The organism is Pseudomonas sp. ML2-2023-6, assembly GCF_037055265.1.
GTDB classification, from domain to species: domain Bacteria; phylum Pseudomonadota; class Gammaproteobacteria; order Pseudomonadales; family Pseudomonadaceae; genus Aquipseudomonas; species Aquipseudomonas kulmbachensis.
In genome coordinates this window covers 1,191,723-1,205,694 of the sequence record NZ_CP146347.1, presented here as the reverse complement: position 1 = coordinate 1,205,694, position 13,972 = coordinate 1,191,723, and the positions used below count along the sequence as shown (strand labels likewise).

Below are 13,972 nucleotides of genomic sequence, written 5' to 3'. Positions count from 1 at the left end.
AACACCCAGACAGGTTATGCACCTGTTAAAACAAAGGCAGATATTTTCATATCTGCCTTGTTATATGGAGCTCTTGAGCGGATTTGAACCGCTGACCTCACCCTTACCAAGGGTGTGCTCTACCAACTGAGCTACAAGAGCAAAACACATCGCACAAACAGCGAGACTGGAGCGGGTGGCGGGAATCGAACCCGCATCATTAGCTTGGAAGGCTAAGGTTCTACCACTAAACTACACCCGCAAATCTTGCTGTTCTTGCTTAAATATGGTGGAGGGAGAAGGATTCGAACCTTCGAAGTCGTAGACGTCAGATTTACAGTCTGATCCCTTTGGCCGCTCGGGAACCCCTCCAGAGCTAGGCAGAATTCTATATCATTCTAGCCTTATGTCAACCACTTTCTTCAATTAAATCAGGAAGTTAGCAACTTGACTCGCTTCACACCTAGTAGCCTGTCTGGCGTTCACTGTGGAGCGGGCGCCATTCTATGCAAACTATCGGGTACCTGCAAGCCCTCACAGCGCATTTTTTTGTAATTTAACCCATTGAATTCATTGGCAAGGTTACGCAGAGCCGTTTCAGTCACCGCCGCGCTGCTTTGCGACGTGATTTTGAGTACATATCCCACCAAATCATTACGCTCAGCTTCAGCCAGCAGGGACTGCATACCCATATCAGAAAGCCTGCGCTGCACTCTTCGCAAGAGATCCTCACCGGATATACCACTCAGATAGAAGCACTCCACACCGTCCACATGCACTCCCTGCACATCACTGCCAGCCACCTGAGGCCGAGCCTCACTGAGCAGCCGTATACCTTGCTGACTCCCCTTATACAAAGACAAGGAAACAACCTCCTTGGCCCTAAGCGGCGCCTCTTGCTGATGCCATACGTAATAAAAAATATTCAGAACAACCAGCAGCAGAAACAGCCAACGCATAGGAACCTCAAGGAAGGGGACAAACTACCGCCAAACCGACAAATACAAGGTCTTGAACCAAACGCGCATCAGGCACCATATCCCTCACCAGGCTTGCATCACCACCCGTGAGAAAAACCTCAAAATCCTGCCCCCAATACTCACGCGCCAACTCCAGTTGAGTCAAAACAAATCCCCTCATCATGAGCAAGCAACCACGCTCTACAGCCTCAACCGTCGTACGGCCCGGGGTGCGCTGGAGCAATGCCTGTTCCGCCGACAAGTTGTCATATCTGATTCGCCGGGTATGCGTGCGCAACTGGTCGCGCATCAATGGCATTCCTGGGCATATAAAACCACCTAGATGCTGTCCGTCGGATGTAACAAAATCTGCCGTTACCGCCGTACCGAAATCCAGAACTAGACACGCACTTTTCGCCAACTCAAAAGCACCAACCACAGCCAGCCAGCGATCCAGGCCCAGCAGGGCAAACTCCTCATATCCGTTGCGAACCCCGGCAACAGCCTTGGCTGGCTTTGCGCACTCCACCGCAACACCAAACGTTGCGGCAATCGATGCGACTAGACTCGATGTTTCATCATCACTACGCACACTAACCAGCCGGCAATGCGTCAAACACAGTGCAGGAGCAGCCAATATTGCGGCTACCAGCCCCGCATCAGAATCAACAACCCCGCCACTCACGACAACTGCGCCATCGAGAGCACGCCACTTAATAAAGCTATTACCGCAGTCCATCTCAAGAATCATGGCGCAACCTCAGACTAAGCTCGCCGCCACTGAACACTTTCTCCTCACCCTCAACTCTCATACGTAGCGCACCCTGCTGATCAATACCCAAGACTGTACCGTCCACTCGGTGCACTCCAGCAATCAAGGATACTTCACGACCTTGCCACAAATGATTTTGCTCCCACTCCGCCTGTATAGCCGAAAAACCCGAGACTTCATGGCGCTTGAGATACATGAGCAGACTATCGTTTAGCCGCGAAACCAATACATTCCGGTTTACCGCAGCCCCGGACTCCAGAAAAACAGAAGTCCACGCCTGATCAACCTCACTGGCCACTCTCATGTTGACGTTGATGCCTATACCAAGAACCACATGACATACGTCGGCCGGATCTCCGACGAGCTCAAGCAAGATGCCGGCAATTTTCTTATTGCCCACCAGGACATCATTTGGCCACTTGAGACCTACGCCTGAAACACCAACATCCCTGAGCGCATTCAGCACCGCCAGGCCAACCACTAGACTGAGCCCCTCGAGCTGACGCATCCCCCCGTCCATTCGAAGAACCAGGCTGTAGTAAATATTCTCTGCGAAAGGGCTCACCCACTTACGGCCCCGACGACCTCTCCCCGCAGTTTGCCGCTCAGCCAGAACCACAAAGGGCGCAGTTACACCACGGTCAACCGCGCGCAGAGCCTCAGCATTAGTGGAGTCTAACGAGTGATGAATTGAGACAGGCCAAGGACTGGCGGCCAATTGATCCTGCTCAAGGAGCTCAAGCGGTGCAGCCAGCTGATAGCCACGACCACGAACCTTATGAATTGATAAATTCAAGTCGGACTCCAGGTGCTGGAGCTGCTTCCATATAGCACTGCGACTAACGCCAAGCGCAGCCCCAAGTGCTTGCCCTGAATGGAATCGACCGTCTCTTAAGAGTTTCAACAACGTCAGCATGCAAGTATCGCCTCACAATGAGGCACGCATAATAGCCATGAGCAGTGCGATTGCATAGAAACCCTGTGGCTCCTTGCAAACCAGAACACGACTAAAGCGAAACCTTGATAATCAGAGCGCAGCGCTAGCCGCAACTTTTCTCGGCCCAAAAACAAACCCCCTGTCTGCGTGAGCAGACAGGGGGTTTGGAATTTAATCTTGACGATGACCTACTCTCACATGGGGAAACCCCACACTACCATCGGCGATGCATCGTTTCACTACTGAGTTCGGGATGGGATCAGGTGGTTCCAATGCTCTATGGTCGTCAAGAAATTCGGTAGCCAGGTCGTTTGCCTTTCGGCTCACGCTCCAGCGAATGGGTATGTAATAGAGGGGTGTTTTGTGAATCGCAAACTTTCGGTTTGTATCGTCTTCACACACCGCAACTTGCAGGCTCTTGTATTCAAGGGCGCAAATTGCTTGGGTGTTATATGGTCAAGCCTCACGGGCAATTAGTATTGGTTAGCTCAACGCCTCACAGCGCTTACACACCCAACCTATCAACGTCGTAGTCTTCGACGGCCCTTTAGGGAACTCAAGGTTCCAGTGAGATCTCATCTTGAGGCAAGTTTCCCGCTTAGATGCTTTCAGCGGTTATCTTTCCCGAACATAGCTACCCGGCAATGCCACTGGCGTGACAACCGGAACACCAGAGGTTCGTCCACTCCGGTCCTCTCGTACTAGGAGCAGCCCCTCTCAAATCTCAAACGTCCACGGCAGATAGGGACCGAACTGTCTCACGACGTTCTAAACCCAGCTCGCGTACCACTTTAAATGGCGAACAGCCATACCCTTGGGACCGGCTTCAGCCCCAGGATGTGATGAGCCGACATCGAGGTGCCAAACACCGCCGTCGATATGAACTCTTGGGCGGTATCAGCCTGTTATCCCCGGAGTACCTTTTATCCGTTGAGCGATGGCCCTTCCATACAGAACCACCGGATCACTAAGACCTACTTTCGTACCTGCTCGACGTGTCTGTCTCGCAGTCAAGCGCGCTTTTGCCTTTATACTCTACGACCGATTTCCGACCGGTCTGAGCGCACCTTCGTACTCCTCCGTTACTCTTTAGGAGGAGACCGCCCCAGTCAAACTACCCACCATACACTGTCCTCGATCCGGATAACGGACCTGAGTTAGAACCTCAAAGTTGCCAGGGTGGTATTTCAAGGTTGGCTCCATGCAGACTGGCGTCCACACTTCAAAGCCTCCCACCTATCCTACACAAGCAAATTCAAAGTCCAGTGCAAAGCTATAGTAAAGGTTCACGGGGTCTTTCCGTCTAGCCGCGGATACACTGCATCTTCACAGCGATTTCAATTTCACTGAGTCTCGGGTGGAGACAGCGCCGCCATCGTTACGCCATTCGTGCAGGTCGGAACTTACCCGACAAGGAATTTCGCTACCTTAGGACCGTTATAGTTACGGCCGCCGTTTACCGGGGCTTCGATCAAGAGCTTCGCGTTAGCTAACCCCATCAATTAACCTTCCGGCACCGGGCAGGCGTCACACCCTATACGTCCACTTTCGTGTTTGCAGAGTGCTGTGTTTTTAATAAACAGTCGCAGCGGCCTGGTATCTTCGACCGGCGTGGGCTTACGCAGTAAATGCTTCACCCTCACCGGCGCACCTTCTCCCGAAGTTACGGTGCCATTTTGCCTAGTTCCTTCACCCGAGTTCTCTCAAGCGCCTTGGTATTCTCTACCCAACCACCTGTGTCGGTTTGGGGTACGGTTCCTGGTTACCTGAAGCTTAGAAGCTTTTCTTGGAAGCATGGCATCAACCACTTCGTTGTCTAAAAGACAACTCGTCATCAGCTCTCGGCCTTAGAATCCCGGATTTACCTAAGATTCCAGCCTACCACCTTAAACTTGGACAACCAACGCCAAGCTGGCCTAGCCTTCTCCGTCCCTCCATCGCAATAACCAGAAGTACAGGAATATTAACCTGTTTTCCATCGACTACGCTTTTCAGCCTCGCCTTAGGGACCGACTAACCCTGCGTCGATTAACGTTGCGCAGGAAACCTTGGTCTTTCGGCGTGGGTGTTTTTCACACCCATTATCGTTACTCATGTCAGCATTCGCACTTCTGATACCTCCAGCAAGCTTCTCAACTCACCTTCACAGGCTTACAGAACGCTCCTCTACCGCATCACCTAAGTGATACCCGTAGCTTCGGTGTATGGTTTGAGCCCCGTTAAATCTTCCGCGCAGGCCGACTCGACTAGTGAGCTATTACGCTTTCTTTAAAGGGTGGCTGCTTCTAAGCCAACCTCCTAGCTGTCTAAGCCTTCCCACATCGTTTCCCACTTAACCATAACTTTGGGACCTTAGCTGACGGTCTGGGTTGTTTCCCTTTTCACGACGGACGTTAGCACCCGCCGTGTGTCTCCCATGCTCGGCACTTGTAGGTATTCGGAGTTTGCATCGGTTTGGTAAGTCGGGATGACCCCCTAGCCGAAACAGTGCTCTACCCCCTACAGTGATACATGAGGCGCTACCTAAATAGCTTTCGAGGAGAACCAGCTATCTCCGAGCTTGATTAGCCTTTCACTCCGATCCACAGGTCATCCGCTAACTTTTCAACGGTAGTCGGTTCGGTCCTCCAGTTAGTGTTACCCAACCTTCAACCTGCCCATGGATAGATCGCCCGGTTTCGGGTCTATTCCCAGCGACTAGACGCCCTATTAAGACTCGCTTTCGCTACGCCTCCCCTATTCGGTTAAGCTTGCCACTGAAAATAAGTCGCTGACCCATTATACAAAAGGTACGCAGTCACCCAACAAAGTGGGCTCCCACTGCTTGTACGCATACGGTTTCAGGATCTATTTCACTCCCCTCTCCGGGGTTCTTTTCGCCTTTCCCTCACGGTACTAGTTCACTATCGGTCAGTCAGTAGTATTTAGCCTTGGAGGATGGTCCCCCCATATTCAGACAAAGTTTCTCGTGCTCCGTCCTACTCGATTTCACTGTAAAGATGTTTTCGCGTACAGGGCTATCACCCACTATGGCCGCACTTTCCAGAGCGTTCCGCTAACATCAATACAGCTTAAGGGCTGGTCCCCGTTCGCTCGCCACTACTAAGGGAATCTCGGTTGATTTCTTTTCCTCAGGGTACTTAGATGTTTCAGTTCCCCTGGTTCGCTTCTTAAGCCTATGTATTCAGCTTAAGATACCTAACTTATGTTAGGTGGGTTCCCCCATTCAGACATCTCCGGATCAAAGTCTGTTTGCCGACTCCCCGAAGCTTTTCGCAGGCTACCACGTCTTTCATCGCCTCTGACTGCCAAGGCATCCACCGTATGCGCTTCTTCACTTGACCATATAACCCCAAGCAATCTGGTTATACTATGAAGACGACATTCGCCGAAAATTCGCATGTTCAATTAAGAACTCATTCACAAATTTTACCTTAGCCTGAATAAACACCAGTGAAAGTGTTATCCAGTCTAACTTTCTATTACATACCCAAATTTTTAAAGAACGATCTAATCAAAAGATCAGAAATCAACATTCACTCTCTTTCGAGAAAATGTTCATTTCTAAGCTTTACGATAGAGAAGCCGTACAACTTAAGTGGCTTCTACCGTCTTTTACAGTGAATCAAGCAATTCGTGTGGGAACTTATGGAGCAGCTGATGTCGTCGATTAAGGAGGTGATCCAGCCGCAGGTTCCCCTACGGCTACCTTGTTACGACTTCACCCCAGTCATGAATCACACCGTGGTAACCGTCCTCCCGAAGGTTAGACTAGCTACTTCTGGTGCAACCCACTCCCATGGTGTGACGGGCGGTGTGTACAAGGCCCGGGAACGTATTCACCGTGACATTCTGATTCACGATTACTAGCGATTCCGACTTCACGCAGTCGAGTTGCAGACTGCGATCCGGACTACGATCGGTTTTATGGGATTAGCTCCACCTCGCGGCTTGGCAACCCTTTGTACCGACCATTGTAGCACGTGTGTAGCCCAGGCCGTAAGGGCCATGATGACTTGACGTCATCCCCACCTTCCTCCGGTTTGTCACCGGCAGTCTCCTTAGAGTGCCCACCATTACGTGCTGGTAACTAAGGACAAGGGTTGCGCTCGTTACGGGACTTAACCCAACATCTCACGACACGAGCTGACGACAGCCATGCAGCACCTGTCTCAATGTTCCCGAAGGCACCAATCTATCTCTAGAAAGTTCATTGGATGTCAAGGCCTGGTAAGGTTCTTCGCGTTGCTTCGAATTAAACCACATGCTCCACCGCTTGTGCGGGCCCCCGTCAATTCATTTGAGTTTTAACCTTGCGGCCGTACTCCCCAGGCGGTCAACTTAATGCGTTAGCTGCGCCACTAAGAGTTCAAGACTCCCAACGGCTAGTTGACATCGTTTACGGCGTGGACTACCAGGGTATCTAATCCTGTTTGCTCCCCACGCTTTCGCACCTCAGTGTCAGTATCAGTCCAGGTAGTCGCCTTCGCCACTGGTGTTCCTTCCTATATCTACGCATTTCACCGCTACACAGGAAATTCCACTACCCTCTACCATACTCTAGCTTGCCAGTTTTGGATGCAGTTCCCAGGTTGAGCCCGGGGATTTCACATTCAACTTAACAAACCACCTACGCGCGCTTTACGCCCAGTAATTCCGATTAACGCTTGCACCCTCTGTATTACCGCGGCTGCTGGCACAGAGTTAGCCGGTGCTTATTCTGTCGGTAACGTCAAGACAATCACGTATTAGGTAACTGCCCTTCCTCCCAACTTAAAGTGCTTTACAATCCGAAGACCTTCTTCACACACGCGGCATGGCTGGATCAGGCTTTCGCCCATTGTCCAATATTCCCCACTGCTGCCTCCCGTAGGAGTCTGGACCGTGTCTCAGTTCCAGTGTGACTGATCATCCTCTCAGACCAGTTACGGATCGTAGCCTTGGTGAGCCATTACCTCACCAACTAGCTAATCCGACCTAGGCTCATCTGATAGCGCAAGGCCCGAAGGTCCCCTGCTTTCTCCCGTAGGACGTATGCGGTATTAGCGTCCGTTTCCGAACGTTATCCCCCACTATCAGGCAGATTCCTAGGTATTACTCACCCGTCCGCCGCTCTCAAGAGAAGCAAGCTTCTCTCTACCGCTCGACTTGCATGTGTTAGGCCTGCCGCCAGCGTTCAATCTGAGCCATGATCAAACTCTTCAGTTCAAACATCTTTGGGTTTTTAAGAAACCCTAAACTTGGCTCAGCAATCGTTGGTTACATCTTTGATTTCTCGCGGAGTAACTTGTGATGCTGATAATCTTGTTGACTATCAGTCTGACTCCACAAGCACCCACACGAATTGCTTGATTCAGTTGTTAAAGAGCGGTTGGTTAGCTTTCGCTGAACCGAGGCGCGCATTCTACAGCAGCCTCTGTTGCTGTCAAGCGGTTATTTTAAGATGTTTTCAAAGTTTCCTCTGTAACATCAACCACTTGCGCTTTCGATCTCTCGTTAGCGGGAGGCGAATTCTACAGCGTTACACGCTGCTGTCAACACCTCATTTCCTGCTTCGATGACTTGAAGCTGACACTGCCGAAAACCAATCCAACTCATTGAAACCCAAGGAGTTTTCCGTTTCGACTGCGCCGGAAGTGGGCGCATTATAGGCTAATAAAATGCGCCGTCCAGCACTAACATCCGGTTTATTCAGCTTTTAGCGTGATTCGTGCAAAAGCCTTCTTCCCGGCCTGGCAAACGTGAGTGGAACCCAGTGCATATATATAGGTGCGATCAACCACCTCACCATCTATACGCACACCACCCGAACCAAGCAGATCTCGCGCCACCGCAGAGTTCTTCACCAAGCCCGCCTTATTAAGGACAGCTGCAATAGGCATGTCTTCAGCAGCCGTCAGTTCGATCTCTGGCAGATCTTCTGGCAGCTCGCCATCTTTCATCCGGTTACCGGCACCACGATGAGCATTAGCTGCTGCCTCTTCACCATGGAAACGAGCAACAATTTCTTCAGCCAGCTTGATCTTGATATCGCGCGGATTAGCCCCCGCCTCGACCTCAGCCTTGAAAGCAATGATTTCGTCCATCGAGCGAAAGCTCAACAGCTCGAAGTAACGCCACATCAATACATCAGGAATAGACACCAGCTTGCTGTACATCACCCCCGGCGCTTCCTGGATACCCACATAGTTACCCAGGGACTTGGACATCTTCTTGACACCATCCAACCCTTCAAGCAGAGGCATCGTCACAATGCACTGCGCTTCCTGACCGTAGCCACGCTGCAGCTCACGCCCCATCAGCAAGTTGAACTTCTGATCAGTACCACCCAACTCAACGTCGGCCTTCAATGCGACCGAGTCATACCCTTGCACCAACGGATAAAGAAACTCATGGATAGCGATAGGCTGATTAGTGGTGTAGCGCTTATCAAAGTCATCGCGCTCAAGCATGCGAGCAACGGTGTATTGGGACGTCAGACGAATGAAATCGGCAGGACCCATTTGATCCATCCAGGTGGAGTTGAATGCCACCTCGGTTTTCGCCGGATCAAGGATCTTGAACACCTGAGTCTTATAAGTCTCCGCGTTCGCAAGGACCTGCTCGCGCGTCAACGGTGGACGCGTTGCACTCTTGCCGCTCGGATCACCGATCATCCCGGTGAAGTCACCTATAAGGAAGATCACGTGATGGCCCAGTTCCTGGAACTGGCGCAGCTTATTGATGAGCACGGTATGACCCAAGTGCAGATCGGGCGCCGTCGGGTCGAATCCGGCCTTGATACGCAACGGCTGGCCGCGCTTGAGTTTCTCGACCAATTCAGACTCGACCAGTACCTCTTCGGCACCCCGCTTTATTAGCGCTAGCTGCTCTTCAACCGACTTCATATCAGACCCGTAAGGCTCAAATTCAAAGGGAACCAACGATACAAGATCAGGGACTAATTACAAGTTCTGGCCGGCATACGGCTGATATACGCGCGCGAATAGCTCGCGGACTTGCTTCAAGGGCGATTTGGTTATATTTTATACAGTTATTTCATATTCATTGTGCCAGTCATCTTTTCCAATTCATCCTTTATCTCAAAGTCAAAATCATCTATGACCAGTCAACCGCCTAAAGCGCCACCGCTTTATCCGAAGACCCACCTGCTTGCAGCAAGTGGTATCGCCGCTCTCTTAAGCTTGGCCTTGCTGGTATTTCCTTCCAGCGAAGTAGAAGCCAAAAGAACGACTCTGAATCTGGAGTTGGAAACCCCTGCTGAACAACTGACACAAGATCAAGACGCTTCAGAGCTCGTCCAAGCCACAAATGAAGCGAGCCCACCACCATTTGCCCAGATTGAACAGCAGGACAGCGCCCCTGTAGAAACGGCCAAAATCGAGCCACCAAAGGCTCCCAGCCACCGCGAAGTCATCGTCAGCAAGGGTGATACGCTCTCGACCTTGTTCCAGAAGGTTGGCCTGCCTGCGACCTCCGTACATGAAGTACTGGCCAGCGACAAACAAGCCAAGCAGTTCAGCCAGCTCAAGCACGGCCAGAAGCTCGAATTTGAAATGAGCCCCGACGGCCAGCAGTTGAACAAATTGCACAGCCAGGTCAGCGATCTTGAGACGATCACCCTCAACAGAAGCGCCAAAGGCTATACCTTTCGCCGGGTCACCACCCAACCAACCATGCGTTCGGCGTATGTACACGGCGTTATCAGCAGCTCGCTTTCTGTCTCCGGCCAGCGTGCAGGCCTGCCACACAGCATGACGATGGACATGGCCAAAGTGTTTGGTTACGACATCGACTTCGCTCAGGATATTCGCCCAGGCGACCAATTCGAAGTGGTCTACGAGCAGAAAGTGGTCAACGGCAAAGCTGTTGGCACGGGCAATATCCTCTCGGCTCGCTTCACTAACCGCGGTAAAACCTTTACCGCCGTGCGTTACACCAGCAAGCAGGGCATTACCAATTACTACACCGCTGATGGCAACAGCATGCGCAAGGCATTTATCCGTACACCGGTAGACTTCGCCCGCATCAGCTCGCGCTTCTCCTCGGGCCGCAAGCACCCGATCCTGAACAAGATCCGCGCCCACAAAGGCGTGGATTACGCAGCACCGCGCGGCACACCAATCAAGGCAACCGGTGACGGCAAAGTACTCTTGGCTGGCCGTCGCGGCGGCTATGGCAACACCGTCATCATTCAACACGGCAATACCTATCGCACGCTTTACGGGCACATGCAGGGCTTCGCCAAAGGCGTTAAAACTGGCGGTTCGGTCAAGCAAGGCCAAGTGATTGGCTACATCGGTACAACCGGCCTTTCGACCGGCCCGCACCTGCACTACGAGTTCCAGGTCAATGGCGTACACGTTGATCCATTGGGCCAGAAGCTGCCGATGGCCGACCCGATTGCCAAAGCCGAGCGCACTCGCTTCCTGCAACAAAGCCAGCCATTGATGGCCCGCATGAACCAGGAAAAGGCCACCCTCCTGGCCTCGAGCAAGCGCTAAGTCATGGCCCTCTATATAGGTGTGATGTCCGGAACCAGCCTCGACGGTATGGACATCGCCCTTGTTGAGCTGGGGCCGAGCATCACCTTGCTCGCCACCCATTACACCCCCATGCCAGAAGCCTTGCGAAGTGAGCTGCTTGGCTTGTGCGCGAGCGGCCCGGACGAAGTGGCACGCTGTGCAATCGCAGAGAACCATTGGGTCGAGCTGGCTGCACAGGGGGTTAACGCACTCCTCGCGCAGCAACAACTCTCCCCGACAGATATCCGCGCTATCGGCAGTCATGGCCAGACCATACGCCACGAACCCGCCCGGGGCTTTACCGTACAGATCGGCAATCCGGCTCTGCTGGCCGAACTAACCAGCATCTGTGTCGTAGGTGACTTTCGTCGTCGCGATGTGGCTGCCGGAGGCCAGGGTGCACCCTTGGTTCCCGCTTTCCACGAAGCCTTGTTCACGAATGAAATCGGAAACAGGGCAGTGCTGAACGTAGGCGGATTCAGCAATCTAAGCCTGATAACACCTACTGCTCCGGTTGCAGGGTTCGATTGTGGCCCAGGAAATGTCCTGCTGGATGCCTGGATACAAGAGCAGCGCGGCGAACTGTACGACCGCAGCGGTCAGTGGGCCGCCAGCGGCAAGATTGAGCCACTGCTGCTCAACGCCCTGCTCAGCGATCCTTTCTTCCAGACCAAGGGCCCAAAAAGCACAGGGCGTGAGGTTTTCAATCTGGCGTGGCTGAAACAGCACCTGTTCCGCCTGCCAACCTTCCCAGCAGAAGATGTTCAGGCAACCCTGCTGGAGCTCACCGCGCAGACCATCGTGCAGTCACTGCGCGCTGCTCAGCCACATACTGATGAACTGCTGGTATGTGGTGGCGGCGCCCACAATGCGGCGCTGATGGCCCGCCTGGCAGACTTGCTGGCGCCAGCCAAGGTAAGCAGCACCCAAGCCAAGGGCGTTGATCCCGACTGGGTTGAAGCAATGGCCTTTGCATGGCTTGCGCACTGTTGCCTGGAAAGCATCCCCACCAACCGCCCCAGCGTCACGGGCGCACGCGGTTTACGCGTATTGGGCGCCATCTACCCTGCCTGACAAAGTGCAGACAGCAAAACGCCGCGAATCTACGCGGCGTTGAGTTTGAAGCCTTTACAACACAATCAGATCGAGAACGATGATCCGCAACCACAGGTTGTGGTGGCATTCGGGTTCTTGATCACAAAGCGCGAGCCTTCCAGACCTTCCTGATAATCCACCTCGGCGCCCGCCAGGTACTGGAAGCTCATTGGATCGACCACCAGGCTAACGCCTTCGCGCTCAACAAGGGTGTCGTCATCGGCCACTTCTTCATCGAAGGTGAAACCATACTGAAAACCGGAACAACCGCCGCCCGTAACGAATACGCGCAACTTCAAACGATCATTACCCTCTTCATCGACCAGGCTCTTCACCTTGTGCGCAGCACCTTCGGTGAATTGCAAAGCCATGGGGGTGAAGGATTCGACGCTCATGCTGACTATCTCCCGGCGTTATGCCGCCATAATGCGTGATAACGCGCATTATCCGCTTCTCCTAGAAAAGCGGTCAACTATTTGAGGGTAGCGGCAAGCGATCAGCTACCAGCCGCAAGTGAAAAGCTCGCTACTTGCAGCTTATAGCTTGAAACCTGCAGCTGCTTTTAAGGCAGCATCCCTGCGTGCGACAAGCCCAGGCGCTCGTCCAGACCGAACATGATGTTCATGTTCTGCACTGCTTGGCCAGAAGCGCCCTTGACCAGGTTGTCGATGACCGACAACACCACAACCAGGTCGCCGTCCTGCGGCCGATGCACGGCAATACGGCACACGTTGGCGCCGCGTACGCTACGGGTTTCCGGATGGCTGCCCGCTGGCATCACATCCACGAAAGGCTCGTTGGCGTAACGCTTCTCGAACAGTGCCTGCAAATCGACAGAACGATCGACCACGGTCGCATACAACGTGGAGTGAATGCCGCGAATCATCGGTGTCAGATGCGGCACGAAGGTCAGACCCACGTCTTTGCCGGCAGCACGACGCAAACCTTGGCGAATCTCTGGCAGATGACGATGACCTTTAACTGCATACGCCTTCATGCTTTCTGACGTTTCGGCATACAACGAGCCCACGCTTGCACCACGACCGGCGCCGCTCACACCCGACTTGCAGTCCGCGATCAATTGCGCGGTATCAGCCAGGCCCGCTTCCAGCAAAGGAATAAAGCCCAGTTGTGTTGCCGTTGGATAGCAACCCGGCACAGCAATCAGCCGCGCCTGTTTGATTTGCTCACGATTGACTTCCGGCAAGCCGTAAACGGCCTCCCCCAGCAATTCTGGCGCACCATGGGGCTGGCCGTACCACTTGGCCCACTCATCAGCATCCTGCAGCCGGAAATCAGCCGAGAGGTCGATAACCTTTGTACCTGCAGCCAGCAATTCGCCAGCCAACGCATGGGCTACACCGTGTGGTGTTGCGAAAAACACTACATCGCACGCGGCCAGCGTTTGTGTGTCCGGCACGCTGAAGGCCAGACCATCGTAGTGACCGCGCAGGTTGGGATACATATCGGCAACTGGCAGGCCAGCCTCGGATCGAGAAGTGATGACAACCACTTCAGCCTGCGGATGCTGTGCCAGCAAACGCAGCAATTCGACCCCGGTGTAACCCGTGCCGCCGACAATACCGACCTTGACCATAACCTGCCCTCAACGAAACCACTGGAAAGCCTTCGATAATAGGGACACCACGCCCCTGCGACAACCGCCAAGGTGACTCCCGGACGCTCTACTACTACTATTTGATCT

8 protein-coding genes, 3 tRNA genes and 3 rRNA genes are annotated in these 13,972 nt (G+C 53.1%); 2 read left to right on the top strand and 12 right to left on the bottom strand.

What is annotated here, in order from left to right; translation table 11 throughout:
- Positions 1-65 precede the first annotated feature (65 nt).
- From V6L79_RS05505 to tyrS, 10 genes are all read right to left on the bottom strand, one after another.
- Positions 66-141 (bottom strand) — tRNA-Thr (locus tag V6L79_RS05505).
- Positions 142-167: 26 nt separating this feature from the next.
- Positions 168-241: transfer RNA gene (locus tag V6L79_RS05500), tRNA-Gly, on the bottom strand.
- A gap of 25 nt (positions 242-266) precedes the next feature.
- Positions 267-351 (bottom strand) — tRNA-Tyr (locus V6L79_RS05495).
- Between the two features lie 110 nt (positions 352-461).
- Positions 462-938 carry a hypothetical protein gene (locus tag V6L79_RS05490; protein ID WP_338579911.1) on the bottom strand — a complete coding sequence of 159 codons (477 nt, stop codon included), beginning with the start codon at positions 936-938 and terminating at the stop codon, positions 462-464.
- 7 nt (positions 939-945) lie between these two features.
- Complete coding sequence (locus tag V6L79_RS05485; protein ID WP_261740733.1) at positions 946-1,689, bottom strand: pantothenate kinase; 744 nt, start codon at positions 1,687-1,689, stop codon at positions 946-948.
- Positions 1,679-2,626 (bottom strand): bifunctional biotin--[acetyl-CoA-carboxylase] ligase/biotin operon repressor BirA, encoded by a 948-nt coding sequence (gene birA, locus V6L79_RS05480; protein WP_261740732.1) that lies wholly within the window; start codon positions 2,624-2,626, stop codon positions 1,679-1,681. The genes V6L79_RS05485 and birA overlap by 11 nt, the downstream gene beginning before the upstream one ends.
- A gap of 196 nt (positions 2,627-2,822) precedes the next feature.
- A 5S ribosomal RNA gene (gene rrf, locus V6L79_RS05475) occupies positions 2,823-2,938 on the bottom strand.
- Between the two features lie 161 nt (positions 2,939-3,099).
- A 23S ribosomal RNA gene (locus V6L79_RS05470) occupies positions 3,100-5,991 on the bottom strand.
- A gap of 327 nt (positions 5,992-6,318) precedes the next feature.
- Positions 6,319-7,855 (bottom strand): 16S ribosomal RNA (locus V6L79_RS05465).
- The 16S, 23S and 5S rRNA genes sit together here, the layout of an rRNA operon.
- A gap of 479 nt (positions 7,856-8,334) precedes the next feature.
- Positions 8,335-9,534, bottom strand: coding sequence for a tyrosine--tRNA ligase (gene tyrS / locus V6L79_RS05460; RefSeq protein ID WP_261740731.1), 1,200 nt, complete (start codon positions 9,532-9,534; stop codon positions 8,335-8,337).
- A gap of 213 nt (positions 9,535-9,747) precedes the next feature.
- On the opposite strand from tyrS, the gene V6L79_RS05455 reads away from it, so the two are divergent.
- Positions 9,748-11,151 (top strand): peptidoglycan DD-metalloendopeptidase family protein, encoded by a 1,404-nt coding sequence (locus V6L79_RS05455; protein WP_261740730.1) that lies wholly within the window; start codon positions 9,748-9,750, stop codon positions 11,149-11,151.
- A 3-nt stretch (positions 11,152-11,154) separates the two neighbouring features.
- Positions 11,155-12,246 (top strand): anhydro-N-acetylmuramic acid kinase, encoded by a 1,092-nt coding sequence (locus tag V6L79_RS05450; RefSeq protein ID WP_261740729.1) that lies wholly within the window; start codon positions 11,155-11,157, stop codon positions 12,244-12,246.
- 65 nt (positions 12,247-12,311) lie between these two features.
- On the opposite strand, the gene erpA is transcribed toward V6L79_RS05450, so the two are convergent.
- Both erpA and argC read right to left on the bottom strand, forming a co-directional pair.
- A complete protein-coding gene (erpA, locus tag V6L79_RS05445) occupies positions 12,312-12,662 on the bottom strand; it encodes an iron-sulfur cluster insertion protein ErpA (RefSeq protein WP_016782396.1) in 351 nt (116 codons plus the stop codon).
- A 167-nt stretch (positions 12,663-12,829) separates the two neighbouring features.
- On the bottom strand, positions 12,830-13,864 hold the full coding sequence (gene argC, locus V6L79_RS05440; RefSeq protein WP_321835556.1) for an N-acetyl-gamma-glutamyl-phosphate reductase: 1,035 nt from the start codon (positions 13,862-13,864) through the stop codon (positions 12,830-12,832).
- Between the last annotated feature and the right edge of the window lie 108 nt (positions 13,865-13,972).